At 70.6% G+C, this 20068-nt stretch carries 19 protein-coding genes and 1 rRNA gene; 17 read left to right on the top strand and 3 right to left on the bottom strand.

Annotated features, from left to right (window positions below; all coding sequences use genetic code 11):
• The 4 genes from rrf to MET9862_RS10750 form a co-directional block, all read left to right on the top strand.
• Positions 1–86, top strand: a 5S ribosomal RNA gene (gene rrf, locus MET9862_RS10765); the annotation flags it as partial.
• A gap of 233 nt (positions 87–319) precedes the next feature.
• Positions 320–1009: a response regulator transcription factor gene (locus MET9862_RS10760; protein ID WP_142583000.1), complete on the top strand. Its 690-nt coding sequence runs from the start codon at positions 320–322 to the stop codon at positions 1007–1009.
• Positions 999–2453 carry a sensor histidine kinase gene (locus MET9862_RS10755; RefSeq protein ID WP_142582999.1) on the top strand — a complete coding sequence of 485 codons (1455 nt, stop codon included), beginning with the start codon at positions 999–1001 and terminating at the stop codon, positions 2451–2453. Before MET9862_RS10760 ends, MET9862_RS10755 begins: the two co-directional genes overlap by 11 nt.
• 62 nt (positions 2454–2515) lie before the next feature.
• Positions 2516–5428 carry a bifunctional [glutamine synthetase] adenylyltransferase/[glutamine synthetase]-adenylyl-L-tyrosine phosphorylase gene (locus MET9862_RS10750; protein ID WP_142582998.1) on the top strand — a complete coding sequence of 971 codons (2913 nt, stop codon included), beginning with the start codon at positions 2516–2518 and terminating at the stop codon, positions 5426–5428.
• A gap of 174 nt (positions 5429–5602) precedes the next feature.
• Here MET9862_RS10750 and MET9862_RS10745 read toward each other — a convergent pair whose 3' ends face one another.
• Positions 5603–6277, bottom strand: a complete 675-nt coding sequence (locus MET9862_RS10745) for an HAD family hydrolase (protein ID WP_142582997.1) — start codon at positions 6275–6277, stop codon at positions 5603–5605.
• A gap of 11 nt (positions 6278–6288) precedes the next feature.
• Entirely contained in the window at positions 6289–7260 is a 972-nt protein-coding gene (locus MET9862_RS10740) for an alpha/beta fold hydrolase (protein WP_142582996.1), read from the bottom strand.
• A gap of 53 nt (positions 7261–7313) precedes the next feature.
• Between MET9862_RS10740 and MET9862_RS29310 the strand changes: the two genes are divergently transcribed.
• The 4 genes from MET9862_RS29310 to MET9862_RS10720 all read left to right on the top strand — a co-directional run bounded on the left by MET9862_RS29310 (position 7314) and on the right by MET9862_RS10720 (position 10362).
• The gene (locus tag MET9862_RS29310) at positions 7314–7772 is read left to right on the top strand and encodes a hypothetical protein (protein WP_185156825.1); all 459 of its coding nucleotides are present in this window, start codon (positions 7314–7316) and stop codon (positions 7770–7772) included.
• Positions 7773–8628: 856 nt separating this feature from the next.
• Positions 8629–9690, top strand: a complete 1062-nt coding sequence (locus MET9862_RS10730) for an SDR family oxidoreductase (RefSeq protein ID WP_142582995.1) — start codon at positions 8629–8631, stop codon at positions 9688–9690.
• Positions 9687–10124, top strand: coding sequence for an EamA family transporter (locus MET9862_RS10725; protein WP_142582994.1), 438 nt, complete (start codon positions 9687–9689; stop codon positions 10122–10124). Before MET9862_RS10730 ends, MET9862_RS10725 begins: the two co-directional genes overlap by 4 nt.
• 55 nt (positions 10125–10179) lie before the next feature.
• Complete coding sequence (locus MET9862_RS10720) at positions 10180–10362, top strand: hypothetical protein (RefSeq protein ID WP_142582993.1); 183 nt, start codon at positions 10180–10182, stop codon at positions 10360–10362.
• Positions 10363–10418: 56 nt separating this feature from the next.
• Here MET9862_RS10720 and MET9862_RS10715 read toward each other — a convergent pair whose 3' ends face one another.
• Positions 10419–11252, bottom strand: a complete 834-nt coding sequence (locus MET9862_RS10715; protein ID WP_142582992.1) for an FTR1 family protein — start codon at positions 11250–11252, stop codon at positions 10419–10421.
• A 496-nt stretch (positions 11253–11748) separates the two neighbouring features.
• On the opposite strand from MET9862_RS10715, the gene rpsF reads away from it, so the two are divergent.
• From rpsF to MET9862_RS10670, 9 genes are all read left to right on the top strand, one after another.
• Positions 11749–12216: a 30S ribosomal protein S6 gene (gene rpsF / locus MET9862_RS10710; protein ID WP_142583001.1), complete on the top strand. Its 468-nt coding sequence runs from the start codon at positions 11749–11751 to the stop codon at positions 12214–12216.
• Between the two features lie 3 nt (positions 12217–12219).
• Positions 12220–12471: a 30S ribosomal protein S18 gene (gene rpsR / locus MET9862_RS10705; protein WP_066921788.1), complete on the top strand. Its 252-nt coding sequence runs from the start codon at positions 12220–12222 to the stop codon at positions 12469–12471.
• A gap of 144 nt (positions 12472–12615) precedes the next feature.
• Entirely contained in the window at positions 12616–13632 is a 1017-nt protein-coding gene (locus MET9862_RS10700) for a DUF2232 domain-containing protein (RefSeq protein WP_142582991.1), read from the top strand.
• 35 nt (positions 13633–13667) lie between these two features.
• On the top strand, positions 13668–14240 hold the full coding sequence (rplI, locus tag MET9862_RS10695) for a 50S ribosomal protein L9 (protein ID WP_142582990.1): 573 nt from the start codon (positions 13668–13670) through the stop codon (positions 14238–14240).
• A 352-nt stretch (positions 14241–14592) separates the two neighbouring features.
• On the top strand, positions 14593–16080 hold the full coding sequence (locus tag MET9862_RS10690; RefSeq protein WP_142582989.1) for a replicative DNA helicase: 1488 nt from the start codon (positions 14593–14595) through the stop codon (positions 16078–16080).
• Positions 16081–16112: 32 nt separating this feature from the next.
• Positions 16113–16640, top strand: a complete 528-nt coding sequence (locus tag MET9862_RS10685) for a DUF29 domain-containing protein (protein WP_185156824.1) — start codon at positions 16113–16115, stop codon at positions 16638–16640.
• 4 nt (positions 16641–16644) lie between these two features.
• Positions 16645–17727, top strand: a complete 1083-nt coding sequence (alr, locus tag MET9862_RS10680) for an alanine racemase (protein WP_142582987.1) — start codon at positions 16645–16647, stop codon at positions 17725–17727.
• A gap of 85 nt (positions 17728–17812) precedes the next feature.
• Positions 17813–19237: a DNA repair protein RadA gene (radA, locus tag MET9862_RS10675; protein ID WP_142582986.1), complete on the top strand. Its 1425-nt coding sequence runs from the start codon at positions 17813–17815 to the stop codon at positions 19235–19237.
• Between the two features lie 201 nt (positions 19238–19438).
• Positions 19439–20044 (top strand): CvpA family protein, encoded by a 606-nt coding sequence (locus MET9862_RS10670; RefSeq protein WP_142582985.1) that lies wholly within the window; start codon positions 19439–19441, stop codon positions 20042–20044.
• The last annotated feature ends 24 nt before the right edge of the window (positions 20045–20068 follow it).

The raw sequence follows: 20068 nt of genomic DNA, 5'->3' as shown, positions 1-20068 counted from the left end.
CGATCCCATCTCGAACTCGGCCGTTAAACGCACCAGCGCCCATGGTACTGTGTCTCAAGACACGGGAGAGTCGGTCGCCGCCAGGCCTGCCCAACGCAATCACACACACCCTCGACACGATCTCACCTATCAGAAAGGCCGCTTCCGTGAGGAGGCGGCCTTTCGTCGTCTCGGTCCCCTTACAAATTCGTCATGCGCCGGGAAGCCTCCGGCAAGCACGGCTCATCCAACCTGTCCGCTCTTCAGAGGGGAGGGGGCTTTGGCCGCTTCGCAGACGCACCGTTCTCAGCTCGCCCCGCCCGCTGTATGGACGGAATCCATGCGGCTTCTGATCATCGAGGACGACCGGGAGGCGGTCGCCTATCTCGCTAAGGCCTTTCGCGAGGCCGGGCATGTGGCCGACCAGGCCACCGACGGGCTTGACGGCTACGCGCTCGCCCGCGAGGGCGGCTACGACATGCTGATCGTCGACCGCATGCTGCCGAAGCTCGACGGGCTCTCGCTGATCCGGTCACTGCGCGAGCAGGGTGTCACGACGCCCGTCCTCATCCTCTCGGCCCTCGGTCAGGTCGATGACCGGGTGAAGGGCCTGCGCGCCGGCGGCGACGACTATCTGCCGAAGCCCTATGCCTTCTCGGAGCTCCTCGCCCGCGCCGAGGTTTTGGCCCGGCGTGGCGCGCCCGCGCAAGGGACAGCAGAGGCCACTGCCTACCGCGTCGGCCAGCTCGAACTCGACCGGCTCTCGCACCGAGTGTCGCGGGCAGGCCAGGAGATCGTGCTGCAGCCGCGCGAGTTCCGCCTGCTCGAATACCTGATGCGCCATGCCGGGCAGGTGGTGACCCGAACGATGCTGCTGGAGCATGTCTGGGACTACCATTTCGATCCGCAGACCAACGTCATCGACGTCCATGTCTCACGCCTGCGCGCCAAGATCGACCGCGGCTTCGAGCATCCGATGATCCACACCGTGCGCGGGGCGGGCTACGTGCTGCGGACGGATGAGCGCTGAGTTCGCAGCTCCCGAGAGCGTCTTCGCCCGGTTCCAGAAGCTCTTCCGGACAACCGCGTTCAAGCTGTCGCTCGCCTATCTCACGATCTTCGCGGCCTGCGCTTTCCTGGCGCTGGGCTACGTCGCCTGGAACGCGCGGCAGGTGCTGGACGACCAGATCGTCTCCACCATTGATGCCGAGATCAATGGTCTCTCCGAGCAATACAATGCCGGAGGCCTGCGCCGGCTGATCACCGTCGTGGAGCGGCGCTCGCGCGAGCCCGGCGCCTCGCTCTATCTCGTTACCACGGCGCTCGGGGAGCGTGTCGTCGGCAACGTCTCCGAGGTGCCGGCGCGCATCCTCGAACGGCCGGGTCAGGTAGAGATCGCCTATGCCCGCGGCAGCGCGGAGAGCGCGGAGCACCGGGCGATCGTGCGGATCTTCACGCTGCCCGGCGGCTTCCGCCTGCTGGTCGGGCGCGATACCGAGGAGCGCGATCGCCTGCGCGCCGTGATCGGGCGCGCCTTCGCCTCATCGCTCGCCGTGGTGGTGGTGCTCGGCGTAGTCGGCGGCTGGCTGGTGGCGAGCCGTGTGCTCGCCCGGGTCGACGCGATGACACGTACGACGCGGGCCATCATGGCCGGCGATCTCGACGATCGGCTGGGCGTGGCCGGCAATGGGGACGAGCTCGACCGGCTCGCCCTCAATCTCAACCTAATGCTGGAGCGCATCGGCGAATTGATGCGCGGCCTGCGCGAGGTTTCCGACAACATCGCCCACGACCTCAAGACGCCGCTGACGCGCCTACGCAACCGGGCCGACGAAGCCCTGCTCGGGTCGCGCGCGCCGGAGGAGCTGCGGGCGGCGCTTGAGGGTGTGATCGAGGAAAGCGACGGGCTCATCCGTGTTTTCAACGCGTTGCTGATGATTGCACGCCTCGAAGCCGGCAACGCCAGCGCGATCGTCGCGCAGCTCGATCTCGGTCCGCTGGTACGCGGTGTCGGCGAACTCTACGAGGTGCTGGCCGAGGAGCAGGGCCTCGCCCTCGACGTGACGGCGCCGGACGGCCTCGTCTGCACCGGCAACCGCGAGCTGATCGGCCAGGCGCTCGCCAACCTCATCGACAACGCCATCAAGTACGGAGCCGGCGGCGGGCGCATCGCCGTGACGGCCGCGCGCGGCGACGGGATGATCCGCCTCAGCGTCGCCGATCGCGGGCCGGGCATCCCGGAATCCGAGCGCGGCCGCGTGCTCGACCGCTTCGTGCGGCTGGAGGAGGCCCGCTCGCGGCCGGGATTCGGCCTGGGCCTCAGCCTCGTCAACGCGGTGGCGCGCCTGCACCAGGGCGATCTCGCCCTGGAGGACCATGCGCCGGGCCTGCGCGTCGTGCTAAGCATCCCCGAAACGACGGGGATCGTGCCCGATCACGCTGCGGGCGGGCCGGCATCTCCGTCCGCGATCTGATGCGCGTCCCGGCCGCCGAACGGCGTCCATCCTGATGGGACGCGCCTGGAGGAAGGCGCGCCATGACAGCGGACGCCCTGCACGCCCGGCTGAGCGCCGCCCCGGTCCTCGCCGACCCGGCCGGGGCCGAGGCGCGGTTCGCGGAGATCGCCGCCGATCTGCCGGCCGCCCTGCGCCGGGGCCCGGCGCGCGACCTCCTCCTCGGGCTCGCCGACCATTCCCCCTTTCTCTGGGGCATCGCCCGGCGCGACCCCGCGCGGCTCGCCCGCCTGCTCGCGGATCCGCCCGAGGACAGCCTCGCCCGCCTCGTCGCCGACCAGCGCGCGGCCGGCCGGCCGGAATCCGGCGCGCGCGTCGATCCCGACGCGGTCTCGCGGCGCCTGCGCCTCAACCGGCAGGCCCTCGCCCTGCTCGTGGCGCTGGCCGATATCGGCGGGGTCTGGCCCCCGGAGCGGGGGACGGGCGCCCCCTCGGGTTTCGCCGACGCGTCGGTCTCCGGCGCCCTCGACGCGCTGCTCCTGCCGGCGGCGGGGCTGGGGCGCTTCCTGCCCCAGGATCCGGCGGATCCGCAGAGGGAGTCCGGCCTCGTGGGGCTCGGGCTCGGCAAGCACGGCGCCGGCGAGCTCAACTATTCGAGCGACATCGACCTGGTGGTCTTCTTCGATCCCGAGACCGTGCCGCTCAAGGACGGCACCGAGCCGACGCCCTTCGTCAGCCGGCTGGCACAGGGGCTCGCCAAGCTCCTCGAAGGCCGCACCGGCGACGGCTATGTCCACCGGGTCGATTACCGTCTCAGGCCCGATCCCGGCTCGACGCCGACCGCGATCTCCCTGAACTCGGCCTTCGGCTATTACGAGACGGTCGGCCAGAACTGGGAGCGGGCGGCCTTCATCAAGGCGCGGCCGGTCGCGGGCGACATCGCGGCGGGCGAGCGCTTCCTGGCCGAGCTCAGGCCCTTCATCTGGCGCAAGTATTTCGATTTCGGCTCGATCGCGGACGTGCACGCGATGAAGCGCCAGATCCATGCGGTGCGCGGGCACGAGACGCTGGGCGTGGCCGGCCACGACATCAAGCTCGGGCGCGGCGGCATCCGCGAGATCGAGTTCTTCGTGCAGACGCAACAGCTCGTCTTCGGCGGGCGGCGCGCCTCGCTGCGCGGTCGCCGGACGCTGGACATGCTGGCGGGGCTCGAAGCCGAGGGCTGGATCGATGCCGAGGCCCGCGACCAGCTCGCCGAGGCCTACCGCTTCCTGCGCGGCATCGAGCACCGCCTCCAGATGGTGGATGACGCCCAGACGCAGCGCCTGCCGGACGACGCCGACGCCCTCGACCGGTTCGCGAAGTTCGCGGGCTATGCCGACCGGGCGGCCTTCGAGGCGGCGCTTCTCGCCCAGGCCCGCCGGGTGCAGGCCCACTACGCCCTGCTGTTCGAGGCCGAGCCCGACCTCTCGGCGGGGATCGGCGACCTCGTCTTCAGCGGGACGGGCGACGATCCCGGCACCCTGAAGACCCTGCGCCAGCTCGGCTTCCGCGAGCCGGAGCGGGCGGTCGAGACCGTGCGCGGCTGGCATTTCGGCCGGCGCCCCGCCGTGCGCAGCCCGCGCGCCCGCGAGGTGCTGACCGAGCTCGTGCCGGCACTGATCCAGGCGCTGTCGGGCACGCCCGACCCGGACGCGGCCCTCGCCAGCCTCGACCGCGCCTTCGGCCAGATGCCGGCGGCGGTGGAGCTTCTGACCATCCTGCGCTCGCACGAGCGGCTGCGCCTGCTCTTCGCGGATCTGCTCGGCACCGCGCCGCGGCTCGCCGACACGGTCGCCTTCAGCCCGCACGTGCTCGACGCGGTGATCGATCCCGCCTTCGTCGAGCCGACGACGGATGCGGCCGTGCTCGAGGCCCAGTACCGGGCGCTGGTGGGCGCGCCCGCCGCGCACGAGGACTTCCTGGATCGCAGCCGCGACGCCGCCCGGCAGATGCGCTTCGTCACGGGGGCGCGGCTGCTCTCCGGCATCCTGCCGCCCTCCGGCGCCGGCCGCGCCTTCTCGGGGATCGCGCAGGCCGCGGTCGCGACGAGCCTCGAGGCGGTGATCCGCGCCTTCGAGGCCGATCACGGCCGGATCCCCGGCGGCCGGATCGCGGTGCTCGGCTTCGGCCGGCTCGGCTCCTGCCAGCTCACCGCCGATTCCGACCTCGATCTCGTGGTGCTCTACGATTTCGACCCGGAGAACCGGACGAGCGACGGGCGCCGCCCCCTCGACGCCGCGGTGGCCTATAACCGCCTGACGCAGCGGCTCGTCGCCGCACTCACCGCCCCGACCCGCCGCGGCGGGCTCTACGAGGTGGATCTGCGCCTGCGCCCCGGCGGCGGGCAGGGCATGATCGCGACCCAGCTGAAGAGCCTGCGGACCTATCTCGCCGAGGAGGTCGAGCTCTGGGAGGAGATGGCGCTGACGCGGGCCCGCGTGCTTGGCGGCGATCCCGGCCTCGGGACGGAGGCCGCCGCCGCGATCCGGGAGCGGCTGGCGCGCCCGCGCGACCCGGCGGCGGTCAACCGCGAGGTGCGGGCGATGCGCGACCTCGTCGCCCGCGAGAAGGGCGATGGCGGCCCGCTCGATCTGAAGCTCAGCCCCGGCGGTCTGCTCGACCTCGACTTCCTGGCGCAGAGCCTCGTGCTTGGCCATGCCGCCGACCATCCGGACCTGATCGGCCGGGACGCGCCGGAGGTCCTGTCGCGATCCGCGGAGCTCGGGCTGCTGGAGGGGGACGCGGCCGAGCGTTTGGGCCAAGCCTACCGCCTGTTCGACGACGTGCACCATTGGCAGCGCCTGATGGTGGAAGGCGATCCCGGCGAGGCGCCGGCTGCCGCCCTCGCCCGCCTCGCCGTCGCCGTGGGCCTGCCCGACGCGCGCACCCTCGCCGCGCAGCTCGATGCCGAGCGGGCCGGTGTCCGGACCCTGTTCGAGCGGCTGCTGGGATAGAGCATCGTCCCGAGGGGCTGCGTCCGACCCTTTGCGGATCCTCGGGCGGTCACAGGTCAATGATCGGAACTGAAAAATCGACCCTGCGGCTGGAATATCGATTGAGGCTCTACGCGGCCTCCTACATGCAGGCCCCAATTCCGCTGGACCGCCGCACGGCCCGCATCACTCGGATCAGCGGCGTCCTCCCACCTCGTCGAGATGCTTGAGCAGATCGGCCGGATCCTCGTAGACCCGCACAGCTCCGGACCGCTCCAGCTCGTCAGCGCCGTAGCCTCCCGACAGCAAGCCGACCCCGAGCCCGCGACAGCGCCGCGCCGCCAGCATGTCCCAGATGGAGTCGCCCACAATCACGGCCGTTTCGACGCCCCTGCCGAGCTTCTCGGCTGCGGCCAGGAAGAGGTCTGGATCGGGCTTGGCGTATTTGACCATATCGCGCGTCACCACCGGCACGCGTTCGGGATCGACATCGAGGGCGCGCAGGTTCACCCGGGCCGTCTCCATTCGGCCGCTCGTGGCGATGGCCCAGGGGATGCCGGCTGCAGTGAGATTGGCCAGTAGAGCGCGTGCCCCGGGCAATGGACGGATCTGTGCGGATAACCGTCCGTACGCATCGGCGTGGAGGCGGGCGAGGCGCGCGATGCGGTCCTCGCTGATGTCCTGACCCGTTTCCCGCAGGAGCTGGTTCGTGAAGAGGCCGCCGCTCATGCCGATCTTGCGGTGGATCCGCCAGACGGACAAGGCGATCCCCTCCTCGTCCAGCGCCTGGCTCCAGGCGAGTACGTGCTGGTAGACGCTATCGACGAGCGTGCCGTCCAGATCGAACAGAAAGCAGGTCTCGACGCGCATCGCTGCCTCCTTCATGCGGCCGCGGCCCGGGATTGCTTCGAGGCCAGCTCCACGGCTTCGACGACCTGTTCGGGCGCGAGGTGATGGATCATGTGCCCCATGCCGGGGACCTCGACGAACGTGCTGTTCGGTAATTCATCGTGCAGCCGCTGCGACTGACGTCCAACGTCGGCGATCTGGTCGTCGCCGCCAACGATGATCGCGACGGGCAGCTTGAGGTCGCGATAGTGCCTCTGCAGTTCGACCGTGACCGGCGTCATCATCGCCGCATCCTCGGCGGACGCGCGCAGCTGCAGCGGGCGCAGCATCATGTCGGTCGGGAACTCCCGGTCGAAGCGCTCGGGGATGGCGGCCGGCGCGAACATGCCCTTGATCATTGCCGGCAGGAGCGCACGCCCGACCGCGGGCGAGACGGTGTGGCGCAGGAGGTCGCCGAGGATCGGGATCGCGCTCGGGAACGCTAGAACCACGTCCGCACGCAGTGTCGGGTAGTAGTAGCCTGAAGCCAGGACGAGGCTGCGCACGAGGTGCGGGGCCTGCAGCGCGAGGGCGACGGCGACCAGCGCCCCCCAGGAGTGGCCGAGCACTACGGCCTGGGTGACGCCGAGTTGCTGAAGGGCCTTCTGGAACAGCGTCGCATGGGCACGCGGTGTCCAGACGCCGCGCGGCCGATCGCTATAGCCGTAGCCGGGGCGATCGATGAGGATGACGCGGAAGCGTTGGGCGAGGTCGTCGACAATGCCGCTGCTCAGGAAGTCCTGGATCATGGTGCCGTTGCCGTGGATGAGCACCAGGGCCTCGCCTTGCCCGCGCTCGACGTAGTGCAGGCGCACGCCGTCCACGGTGATGAAGTCTCCGATCGGGGGCGTTCGGCGCTCGGCCTCCCGGTTCTGGTAGACGGCATAGAGTGCGGATGCGCCCAGCGCGGCGGCGGAGCCGAGGAGCGCTGGGATCAGCCAGGAAGTTCTCGGGCGGTCTGTCATGAGGCGTGATCCTGTGTGAGCGGAAGGGCGTGCGCGATCGGAGGGGGGACCGGGTGCAGGGGCGAGCCCGCTACGGGGCGGAGACGCCTTCCAACAGCCTCGGCGTCATCGCGGCGAGGGCCAGGAGTGGCGCGGGCATCACGACGCCGGCCCGGCGCATGGTCTGCGCGGCCGCCCGGCAGGCCGAGAGATCATTAGCCGGCGCAGCGGCCTCGATCTGCGTCACGTTCCCGGCAGACGGCTTCGACGTGTCCGGCTGCGTGGACGAACCGCTCCGCTCCAATCCCGCGGCAGTGGCGGTGGACCCCGCAGGCGCTGCCGCGTCCTGTGATTGCCCCTGCGGGCCGGCGGCACCTGGGCCCGACGCGGTTATCTGGCCGCTCTGTCCGGAACTGTTCTGCGGCGTCCTGTCCGCGGCAGGCTTCGCCGACGTGTCACCGCTGTTCTTCGCCGACACGGCCGTTGCCAGGCGCGCAGGCGTGTCCCTGGCCTGCGTGCCGGCCGTCGACTGACGCACGAAGGCGACAAGTTCCTGGCAGAGGTTTGCCGGGCGCCCTGTGGTGGGCGTCGAGACATCGGATGGTTGAGCCGCAGCTGCCTGACTGAGCAGGCAGTCCGACACGGCCGGCCTCAGCATTCTCGTGACCGGCATGGGCAATTATCCTCGGATCGGACGAAACGGGGTGGCAGCACGAGACCGCCGCGGACCTTGTGGTGCGAACGGGATCGTGACGCTGCATCGAGACAGCGAAGCGTGGGCTCCGAGCGCATAGGGTCGGCAGCATCGCGGCCGGAGGCTCGAGCCATGCCATCGAATTCAGGATCTGGACCCGCCTGTCGTGACGACGGGTCTCACGCGCTGCGGCGTCATCTCGCGCGTGCCGCACTACCCTATGGGAAGGGAGCAGGCCCTAATTTGTTCCAAAGAACCGAGATCTCATACCAGTGTCTGGAGTAAGCCGGGATCTGTTTGTCTATTCGAGCGAATTGTAACGTTTGTTGCTCCAGGCGACACTGTTGCGGCTGCCTTCGATCCGGCCGGTAGCGTCACCGTGAACATTCTGAGGGCCATCACACGGTGACCCAGTCTCGTCACGAGGCGACGATCCATCAAGCGCAGGAAAGTCCGCAGAGAGGGCGATGCAGCCCATCGCGGTCGGCAGGCTGAATACCGGCTTCCCACCCACAGCGGCCCTTCGCACGGCCAAGCGGATTGGGGTCTGACCCTGGAGCCGATCGCGTCGCGATCGGGAACGGCTCCAAGTCCGTGTTTGGACGCGCTCTCCTGCGCCGAACCGGTATCCCCTTCGGCGCAGAGCGCGCTAGCTGTGCGCGCGGGGGGCTGAGCGGACATCCAGGGTGATGGGCATGAGCGGCACCGCACTGATCGTGGGGGCGAGCGGCATCGTCGGCAGCGCCTGCGCGGCGCTGATGGCGGCCGAGGGGTGGCCGGTCTACGGACTCGCCCGCACCCCGCCCTCCTATCCGGGCCTCCATCCGGTCCGGGCCGACCTGCACGATCCCGCATCGCTCGCGGCCGCGCTCGCCGATCTGCGCCCCAGCCATGTGGTCCTCGCCACCTGGACGCGGGCCCGGACCGAAGCGGAGATGATCCGGATCAACGGGCAGGCCGTGCGCGACGTGCTGGCGGCGTTGCGGCCGGGCGGATCGGTTCGCCACGTCGCCCTGGTGACGGGGCTGAAGCACTATCTCGGCCCCTTCGAGAGTTACGGAACGGGCCGCCTGCCGCAGACGCCGTTCCGCGAGGATCAGGGCCGGCTCGACATCGAGAACTTCTACTACGCCCAGGAGGATGCCGTGTTCGAGGCGGCCGCGCGCGACGGCTTCTCCTGGAGCGTGCACCGGCCGCACTCGATCGTCGGCAAGGCGGTGGGCAACGCCATGAACATGGGCACGACGCTCGCCGTCTACGCCACCCTCTGCCGGGAGACCGGCCGTCCCTTCCGCTTCCCGGGCTCCGCGGCCCAATGGAACGGCCTCGTCGACGTGACCGATGCGCGCCTGCTCGCCCACCACATCCTGTGGGCCTGCACGAGCCGGGCGGCGGCCAACGAGGCCTTCAACGTGGTCAACGGCGACGTCTTCCGCTGGAGCTGGATGTGGGGCCGCATCGCGGCGTGGTTCGGCCTGGAACCCGCCCCCTTCGACGGCACGGTCGCGCCGCTCGAGCCGCAGCTCGCCGGGGACGGGCCGGCCTGGGCCGCCCTCGCGGCGGCCCACGGCCTCGCCGAGCCGGATCTCGGCCGCCTCGCCTCGGCCTGGCACACGGATGCCGATCTCGGCCGCCCGATCGAGGTGGTCACCGACATGGGCAAGAGCCGCCGGCTCGGCTTCCTGCGCTACCAGGCGAGCGACGCGGCCTTCTTCGACCTGTTCGCGCGCCTGCGGGCGGACCGGCTGATCCCGTGAGCGCGCTGCTCCTGTCCTGGCGATTCTGGGCGCTGCTCTCGGCGGTCTTCGCGGCGCTCACCGCGATCCTGGCGAAGCTCGGCGTCGCGGGCGTGCCCTCGGAGGTGGCGACCTTCCTGCGCACCCTCGTCGTGGCCGCGCTCACGGCCGCGATCGTCGTCGCGACGGGGCAGGCGGCCGCCCTCGGCCAGGTCTCGGGCCGCAGCGCCCTGTTCCTGGTCCTGTCCGGGCTGGCGACCGGCGCATCCTGGCTCTGCTACTTCCGCGCCCTGTCGCTGGGGGATGCGGCCCGGGTGGCGCCGCTGGACAAGCTCAGCGTCGTGCTGGTCGCCCTGTTCGGCGCGCTGCTCCTCGGCGAATCGCTCGCGCCGGTGAGCTGGCTCGGCGTCGGGCTGATCGCCCTCGGCGCCGTCCTCGTCGCCTCTGGAGGATGAGGGAGCGTTAACGAGTCGGCCGGATCATGCAGCCCTCTGGACGGGAGGGATTCGGATGGACCGGCTGTATCGCGGCATCGAATCGGGCCTGCTCGGCCTCGGCTTCTGCCTCAGCCTGGCCGCCTTCGCGGCGATGGGCGCGCCGCGCGACGTGAGGATGAGCGCGCCGCGCGACGGGGGGCTGCAGGTCGCCGTCACCCTGCCGATGCTCTCGGTGACGGCCGACGCGCCCCATTGATAAAGCCCGCCGCGACGGGCGCGGCGGGCTCTCGATCGCGTCCGGACGGAGCCGCCCTACGAGGCGGCCCGAGCCGGCTTGCCCGGATCCTGGGGCCGAACGGCCGCAGCCGACTTGCCGCGGGCCAGGTAGGTCGCGAGGCAGGCGAGCGCGATCAGCACCAGCACGCCCTGCGTGGCGAGCGCCTCCCAGCTCCCGTTGAAGCCGAGGCTGCTGACGAAGCCGGGCACGCCCGCGTCGTGGAACGGGATGAGCGTCTGCTCCTGGAATTCCTGGAAGGCCTCGCCGACGAGCTTGAGGCCCATCACGAACAGGAAGGCCGAGGTGACGACGAACATCGGCCGGAGCGGCAGGCGGAGCGCCAGCCACTGCATGGCGACGAAGACCGCGGCGAGCGCCAGGGCCGCGACGCCGAGCCCCGCGAAGAGGGAGCCGTCGAAGCCGTTGTTGCTCTTGGCGAGCGCGTGCAGGAACAGGATCGTCTCGGCGCCCTCGCGGAAGACCGCCAGGAAGGCGATGCCGGCGAGCGACAGCAGGGTGCTGGCTCCGAGTGCCCGCTCGGCCAGGCGGTTCAGGTCCGCCTGCCAGGCCTTCGGATCCTGCCGCACGAACAGCCAGCCGCTCATGTAGAACATCAGCGCGGCGGCCGCGAGCATCACGGCCGCCTCGAACAGGTCGCTGTGATTGCCGTCGAAATAGGTCTCGAACACCCAGGCCACGCCGAGGCTCGCGATCACCGCGGCGCCCGCGCCGGCATAGACGGGCGTGATCCGGTCCGCGGCGCCGGCCCGGCGCAGGAAGGCCGCCAGAGCGGCGATGATCAGCAGCGCCTCCAGGCCCTCCCGGAACAGGATGGTGAAGGCCTGAACGAACGTCGAGCCGTCCGCCATGATGGATCTCCAGATTGGAAACGTTAAAAACAGGCGCGCCGTCGACAACGACGGGTTGTTTTGAATTAGAACCATTCTGAAAAGCGTGTTCGACTACCCGAAGACTTTGGATTCGAGGTCGATCTGCTTGTCGACGCCTGCCTAGTCCCAACCCGATGCTGCGGCAAGGTGCGGGCGCGCGGGACCCATGCGAAAAACCCGCACAGGGCGGCCGTGCCGCCGCATCGGGCGGTGGAATCCGATCGGCCTCTTGCCAGGGACGAGAAAACCGACTATGCGCCGGCCCTCACGTTCGCTCCGGCCGGGGGCTGAACGGACGGTGCCGCTCGCGGCACAGGGTCTTCCCGATCCGTCGTCCCGTGTCTCCGCCTTCGATCAACCGCTCGGGCCATCATCACGGCTCGAAGGGCTTGGCGCCGGGCAGACGTGTACGAACCGGCCCGGCCAGCGCGCATCGTCACGCCATCTGGGCCTCATCCACGATGAAAGGCCCGAAATGCCTCTCTACGAGCACGTGTTCCTGGCGCGCCAGGACGTGACGTCCCAGCAAGTCGAATCGATGATCGACACCTACAAGGGCGTCATCGAGCAGAACGGCGGCAAGCTCGAGAAGATCGAGATGTGGGGCGTCAAGTCCCTCGCCTACCGTATCAAGAAGAACCGCAAGGCTCACTTCACGCTCCTCAACATCGATGCCCCGCCGGCGGCCCTCGCCGAGATGGAGCGTCAGATGCAGATCTCCGAGGACGTGCTGCGCTTCATGACGATCCGCGTCGAGGAGCTGGAGCAGGAGCCGTCCGCGATGATGCAGAAGCGCGACCGCGACGACCGCAAGGATCGCGAGCGCGGCCGTCGCCGTGACGACGAGGGCTTCGGTGGCGGCTTCGGCGGCGACCGGGACCGTGGTGACCGCGACCGCGGCGACCGGGGCGACCGGTCCGAGCGCAACTTCGGGGAGAACTGAGCCATGGCTTTCGGTGCTGGTGGTGGCGGCGGCCGTCGTCCCTTCTTCCGTCGTCGCAAGACCTGCCCGTTCTCCGGCGCCAATGCGCCGAAGATCGACTACAAGGACGTGAAGCTCCTGTCCCGCTACGTCTCGGAGCGCGGCAAGATCGTGCCGAGCCGCATCACCGCGGTCTCGGCCAAGAAGCAGCGCGAGCTCGCCCAGGCGATCAAGCGCTCCCGCTTCCTGGGCCTGCTGCCCTACGTCATCAAGTAAGCCGTCACGGCTCGGCCGGCCCGGAGCGCTCCGGGCCGGCATCCTCGCGTGAAGGCGGCGGTCGCGGAGGCCGCCGTCATCGTTGGGGCGCAAAGCGCGCCTCTAACCCCGGCCGCGGAGCGGACCGGCGGGACAGCGGAACCCATGACCCAGTATCTCGGAATCGGCATCGGCGCGGGCCTCGTCTCGGCCCTCCTGTTCGGCGTGCTCCTCAAGGGGACGCTGCTCGCCTTCGTGCTGAACCTCGTCTCCCCCCTGCCGATTCTGATCGTCGGCCTCGGCTGGAGCCACCGCGCGGCCCTCGTCGCGGCGGTGACGGGCAGCCTCGCCCTGGCGCTCGCCGTCTCGGCGCCGCTGGGCCTCGGATTCGCCGCCTATCTCGCGCTGCCCGCCTGGTGGCTCGCCTATCTCGCGCAGCTCGGCCGTCAGACCGAGGCGGGCGTCATGGAATGGTATCCGACCGGGCGGCTGCTCGCCTGGGTGGGGGGCACCGCGGGCGTGGCCGTCGTCGTCATCGCGCTCCTGTCCTCGCCGAACCACGCGGCCTACGAGGCGCAGATGCGCGAACTCGCCGGCACCATGGTCCGGATGCAGATGCGCGAGCCCGCGGCCCAGGCCGACACCGCCAAGCCTGACACCGCCAAGCCTGATGCGGGCAAGGCCGACGAGGCCAAGCCTGACGCGGCCAAGCCCGGCCCCGCCGAGCTTCAGGCCGAGCTCGCCGACGCGATGGCCCGGCTGATCCCGGGGATCGCCGCGACCGGCCTCGCGCTGCTCCTCGCCTTCTATCTCTGGGCCTCGGCCCGGATCGTGCGGGCCTCGGGCCGCCTGCTGCGGCCCTGGCCCGACATCCCGGCGACCGCCATGCCGCGCCAGGTGCTCGGCCTCCTCGCGGGCGCCGTGATCCTCAGCTTCGCGCCCGGCTATGTCGGCGTGCTCGGCACGGCGCTGATCGGCTCGCTCTGCGCCGTCTTCGCCCTCCAGGGGCTGGCCGCCTTCCACGACCGCAGCCGCGGCCGGCCGGGGCGCGGGGCGCTCTTGTTCGGCCTCTACCTGATCCTCTTCGTGACCCAGGGCATCGCCCTCGTCGCGCTGACCCTGTTCGGCCTCGCCGATACCGCCCTCAACCGCCGCCGCCCCCGGGGCGGCACGGCGACCTGAGATCCTCGCAAACCGCAAGCACAAGGACTAGACCCATGGAAGTGATCCTCCTCGAGCGCGTGGCCAAGCTCGGCCAGATGGGCGAGACCGTGAAGGTCCGCCCGGGCTTCGCCCGCAACTTCCTCCTCGCCCGCGGCAAGGCGCTGCGCGCAACCGAGGCCAACAAGAAGCACTTCGAGGCCCAGCGCGCCCAGCTCGAGACGCGCAACCTCGAGCGTAAGAAGGACGCCGAGGCCGTCGCCGAGAAGCTCAACGGCCAGAGCTTCGTGCTGATCCGCCAGTCGGGCGAGACCGGCGTGCTCTACGGGTCGGTCTCGACCCGCGACCTCGCCGAGGTGGTGACCAAGGAGGGCTTCACGGTCGAGCGCGGCCAGTTCGTCCTGAACCAGCCGATCAAGACCCTGGGCCTGCACACCGTCCCGGTGGTGCTGCACCCCGAGGTCGAGGTGTCGGTCACCGTCAACGTCGCCCGCAGCCCCGAGGAGGCCGAGCGCCAGGCCCGCGGCGAGACCGTGACCGAGCGCGAGGCCTTCAACCTCGACGACCTGGGTCTCGAGGTCGGCCAGGCGCTGGCCGAGGCCGGCGAGGGCGCCGACGACCGCGGCTGATCCGTCTCCCTGGCGCGAGGGCGCAAGCGCCCTCGCGTCCCGGCGCATGGGCTCCGCCGCGCGGTCGCGCTTGCGCCCTCCGGGCGGGTGCCGCGGCACGAGGCGTCGGCGCCAGGATCGATCCACAGCCGTCCCGTCCCGCCCGGTGGACAGCGGGGATCGCGTCCCGCAAGGGTTGACAGGTTCCTAATATGTTCCAGCATGGACGCCCGTCGCTCCCGAGCGGCGGGCGTTCTGCCGTATGGAGCCCGGAAGGCTCGCGGCTAAGCATCGGTCAACCATACCGGTGCCATGGTCGCCGGATGTTGTCGTGTGCGCGGGTCACCGGGGCCCGCCTGATCGGAGCGAGCCGATGGCCCTGCCCAATGCCCTGACGGCCAAGCTCGAAGCGGTGCAGGCGGAATACCGCGTCCAGCCGCACAACATCGATGCGGAGCAGGCCCTGCTCGGCGCGATCCTCGTCAACAACGACGCCTATTACCGCGTCTCCGACTTCCTGCTCGCCGAGCATTTCATGGAGGATGCGCACCAGCAGATCTTCCAGGTCGCGGTGTCGCTGATCAAGGCGGGCAAGCTCGCCACGCCCATCACCATGAAGACCTATCTGGGCGATGCCGATTTCGGTGGCCAGACGGTGTTCCAATACCTCGCACGGCTGGCCGCCGACGCCACCACGGTCATCAATGCGGGCGAGTACGGCCGCACCATCTACGATCTCGCCATCCGCCGCCGGCTGATCACCATCGGCGAGGAACTCGTCAACGGCGCCTACGAGGCCCCCGTCGAGCTCTCGCCCCGCGACCAGATCGAATCGACCGAGCGCCGGCTCTACGAACTGGCGGAGGCCGGCCGGTACGATGGCGGCTTCCAGAAATTCTCGGAGGCCCTGACCACGGCCATCGACATGGCGGCCAAGGCCTACCAGCGCGACGGCAAGCTCTCGGGCATCGCCACGGGGCTCACCGACCTCGACGCCAAGATGGGCGGTCTGCAGCCCTCCGACCTGATCATCCTCGCGGGCCGGCCTGCCATGGGCAAGACCTCGCTCGTCACCAACATCGCCTTCAACATCGCCAAGGCCTACCAGGGCGAGAAGGCGCCGGACGGCAGCACGAAGACCGTCAATGGCGGCATCGTCGGCTTCTTCTCCCTCGAAATGTCGGCCGAGCAGCTCGCCACCCGCATCATCGCCGAGCAGTCGGGCGTTCCGTCCTACAAGATCCGCCGCGGCGACATCCGCCCGGAGGATTTCTACAAGATCACCGACGCGGCGCGGGACATGCAGACGATCCCGTTCTACATCGACCAGACCGGCGGCATCTCGATCGCCCAGCTCGCCGCCCGGGCGCGCCGCCTCAAGCGCCAGAAGGGCCTCGACCTCCTGATCGTCGACTACCTGCAGCTCCTCTCCGGCTCCGCCAAGAAGGGCGACAACCGCGTGCAGGAGATGACCGAGATCACCACCGGCATGAAGGCGCTCGCCAAAGAACTCGCCGTGCCGGTCATCGCGCTCTCGCAGCTCTCGCGTCAGGTCGAGAACCGCGACGACAAGCGCCCGCAGCTCTCGGACCTGCGCGAATCGGGCTCGATCGAGCAGGACGCCGACGTGGTGATGTTCGTGTTCCGTGAGGAGTACTACGTCGGCAATAAGAAGCCGCGCGAGGGCACGGAGGAGTTCTTCGCCTGGGAGGCGGAGATGCAGCGCGTGCACGGCAAGGCCGAGGTCATCATCGGCAAGCAGCGTCACGGCCCCACCGGCACGGTGGAGCTGCAGTTCGACGCCAACATCACCCGCTTCTCGAACCTCGCGACTGACGAGCGCCTGCCCGATCGGATATAGGGGCCCCCTTCGGTCAGCGAGGGAGGGCCGCATTGGCGTCAGGGGTGAAGGCAGAGGGGCCGGTCCGGCCGGCTTCGGGCATCGACCTTCACGCGGATCTCCAGGCGGACCTCCATGCGGACCTTCATGCCTGGGCCCTGGAACAGGCCGCGCATCTGCGCGCCGGCCGCTGGGACCGGCTCGACGCCCTGCACCTCGCCGAGGCCGTCGAGGGCCTCGCCGCGGTCCAGCGCCTGCGCCTCGCGGAGGGCCTGCAGGAGATCCTGCGCCACCTGCTGATGTGGGATGCGGATCCCGAGGGGCGTCGGCAGGCCTGGACCGCGGCGATCTGGAACGGCCGGCTCGATGTCGAGGCGGTCCTCCGCGAGAGCCCGAGCCTGCGCGGCAGCCTTGGCGAGCTTCTTGCCCAGGCCCATGGGCGGGCGCGCATCGAGGCGGCGGACGCGATGGGTGTGATTGATGACCGCGTCCCGCTGGCCTGCCCCTACGATGTCGAGGCCGTGATGACACGGCCGATCTCCTGGCCCGGCCTGTCCTGGCCGGCGACACGGACGGAGTAGCCGCGTGTCCGCTCCCTCCCTCGGCCACGGCGCGCGCCTCACCATCGATCTCGGGGCGATCGTTGCGAACTGGCGCCGTCTCGGGGCCGAGGCGCCCGGCACGCCCTGCGCCGCCGTGCTGAAGGCGGACGCCTATGGCTGCGGTCTCGCCGCCGTCGCCCCGGCCCTGTGGCGGGCGGGCTGCCGCATCATCTTCGTCGCCCATCTCGCCGAGGGCGAGGCGGCGCGGGCCGTTCTCCCCGAAGCGACGGTCTACGTGCTGAACGGGTTGCCGCCGGGCGCCGCCCCCGCCTTCGTGCGGCGGAACCTCCGCCCCGTCCTCGGCTCGCTCGCCGAGATCGAGGAATGGGCGGCGCTCTCGCAGGGGCTGCTGCCGGCCGCGCTCCATGTCGATACCGGCATGAACCGGCTCGGCCTCTCGGTCCCGGAGGCGCTGGCGCTCGTCCGGGACCCGCGCCTGAAGGCTGCCGGCATCGACCTCGTGATGAGCCATCTCGTCAGCGCGGAGCGGCCGGACGAGGCGATCAATCTCCGGCAGATCGCCGAGTTCGCGGATGTCCGCGCCGCCTTTCCCGGCATCCCGGCCTCGCTCGCCAACTCCTCGGGCATTTTCCTGGGCGAGGCCGCCCATCACGACCTGCTGCGGCCGGGCTACGCCCTGTTCGGCGGCAATCCCCGACCGGGCAAGCCCAACCCGATGCGGCCGGTGGTGCGGCTGGAGGCCGAGATCGTGCAGCTGCGCGATGTCGAGGCGGGCGCCGGCGCCGGCTACAACGCCCGCTGGATCGCGCCGGGACCCCGGCGCCTCGCGACCCTGTCGGTCGGCTACGCCGACGGCTATCCGCGCTCCGCCAGCGGGCGCGGCCGGGCCCTCGTCGGCGGCGTGTCCTGCCCGATCCTCGGGCTGATCTCCATGGATCTCATCATCCTCGACGTCACCGAGGCGCCCGCGGCCCGCCGCGGCGCTCCGGCCGTGCTGATCGGCGACGCGCTCGACGTGGACACGGTGGGGCAGGCCGCAGGCACGATCGGCTACGAGATCCTGACGGGTCTGGGTTCCCGGTATGTTCGCAACTATGTAGAGTGATCGGACCGATGCCGATCGGTCATCCCATCCTCCGCCTCGTCCCGAGGGGCGCGGATGTAACTTCGCGGACCATTCCCGGGCGCTCATGGCCAAGATCCACCAGACCTTCGTCTGCCAGTCCTGCGGGGCGGTCTACAATCGCTGGCGCGGGCGCTGCGAGGCCTGCAACGGCTGGAACACGATCGTCGAGGAGATCGCGGGCGGTCCGGCCCAGGCGGGGCCCGCCGCGACCCGGCCCGCGCGGGCGCGCGGGCGCGTCTTTCCCCTCGAAGGCCTGACCGGCGAGGCCAAGCAGGCGCCGCGCACCCCGTCCGGCATCGCCGAGCTCGACCGTGTCACCGGCGGCGGCTTCGTGCGCGGCTCGGTGATCCTGCTCGGCGGCGATCCCGGCATCGGCAAGTCGACGCTGCTGATGCAGGCCTCCGCCGCGATGGCCGCGACGGGAGAGCGCGTCGCCTACATCTCCGGCGAGGAGGCGGTGGGGCAGGTCCGCCTGCGCGCCGAGCGCCTCGGCCTCGCCAAGCACCCGGTCGAGCTCGCCGCCGAGACCAATGTCGAGGACATCGTCGAGACCCTGTCGCAGGGGAAGCCACCGGCGCTCGCGATCATCGACTCGATCCAGACCATGTGGACCGAGACCGTCGAATCGGCCCCGGGCACGGTCACGCAGGTGCGCTCCTCGGCCCAGGCGCTGATCCGCTTCGCCAAGACCACGGGTACGGCGGTGATCCTCGTCGGCCACGTCACCAAGGATGGGCAGATCGCGGGACCGCGCGTGGTCGAGCACATGGTCGACGCGGTCGCCTCCTTCGAGGGCGACCAGGGCCATCATTTCCGCATCCTGCGCGCGGTGAAGAACCGCTTCGGCCCCACCGACGAGATCGGCGTGTTCGAGATGACGGATGCGGGCCTGGCCGAGGTGCCGAACCCCTCCGCCCTGTTCCTGGCCGCCCGCGACCATCAGGCGGCGGGCACCGCGGTCTTCGCCGGCATGGAGGGCACGCGGCCGCTCCTCGTGGAGATCCAGGCGCTGGTCGCGCCCTCGGCGCTCGGCATGCCGCGCCGCGCGGTGGTCGGCTGGGATCCGAACCGGCTCTCGATGGTGCTGGCCGTGCTGGAGGCCCATGGCGGCATCCGCCTCTCCGGCCACGACGTCTATCTGAATGTCGCTGGGGGCTTGCGCATCACCGAGCCCGCGGCCGATCTCGCGGTGGCGGCGGCCCTGGTCTCCTCGCTCTCCGGGGCGGCGCTCCCGCCCGAGACCGTCTATTTCGGCGAGATCGGGCTGTCGGGGGCGATCCGACCCGTGGCGCAGGGCGCGGCCCGGCTGAAGGAGGCGCAGAAGCTCGGCTTTGCCCGTGCCCTGATGCCGCAGGGGCGCGAGACCGCCGACCGGGCGCTCGCCACGGAGTCGCTTCGCCACATCGCCGATCTCGTGGCCGGCATCGCCGCGAATGGTCCGAAGCGGGGACGGCGCAGCCACGCGCCGCGCTACGAGGAGACCGATTGAGCGGGGGCGACCCCGGCCTCCCGGTCTCCCTGGCAGGGAAGGCGCGCGGAGCGCCGCCGCAGCGCGCCACGTCCCGAACCGGGACGCAATCCCCGTGCAAGGGTGACGGCCGAGGTTCTGCACGATATACAGGCGCCGCGGCATCGGGGAGCCGCACTCGACTGTTCGCGTGGCCGATCCCTGGACGACCCGATTCCGCTGATGCCGTTCTCCATCCTCGATCTCGTCGTGCTCGGCATCGTGGTGATCTCCGCGCTGCTCGCCGCCGTGCGCGGCGTGACCCGCGAGGTCCTCGCCATCATCGCCTGGGTTGCGGCGGCGGCGGTCGCCTGGAAGCTCCACCCGATGCTGCTGCCGACGGTGAAGCAGCACATCTCCAGCGATACGGTGGCCCTCGTCGCCTCGATCGCGGCGATCTTCCTCGGCACCCTGATCGTGGTCTCGCTGATCACCGTGAAGATCTCGGACGTGGTGCTCGATTCGCGCATCGGCGCGATCGACCGCTCGCTCGGCTTCCTGTTCGGTGCCGCCCGCGGCTTCCTGATCTGCGTGATCGGCTGGGTGTTCCTGTCCTGGCTGGTGCAGGGCAAGGTGCCGGACTGGGCCTCGCAGGCCCGCTCGCGCCCCGTTCTGGAGAAGTCGGGCGACGCCCTGGTGGCGCAGCTGCCCGAGAACCCGGAAGGCTTCCTCAAGCAGTTCAAGAAGCCGAAGGTCGATACGCCGCCCAACGAGCCCGTGGACGCGCCCGCCGAGGACGCGCCCCAGCGCCGCAGCGACGGCGGAGCCACGACGGCGCCGCGACGCTGATCTGCGCGCCTCGGCGCTTGGTTG

This window comes from Methylobacterium symbioticum (assembly GCF_902141845.1).
In the GTDB taxonomy this organism is placed as follows: Bacteria; Pseudomonadota; Alphaproteobacteria; order Rhizobiales; family Beijerinckiaceae; genus Methylobacterium; species Methylobacterium symbioticum.
Note: the sequence above shows the minus strand (reverse complement) of the source record. Positions and strands in the feature narration are given on the sequence as shown.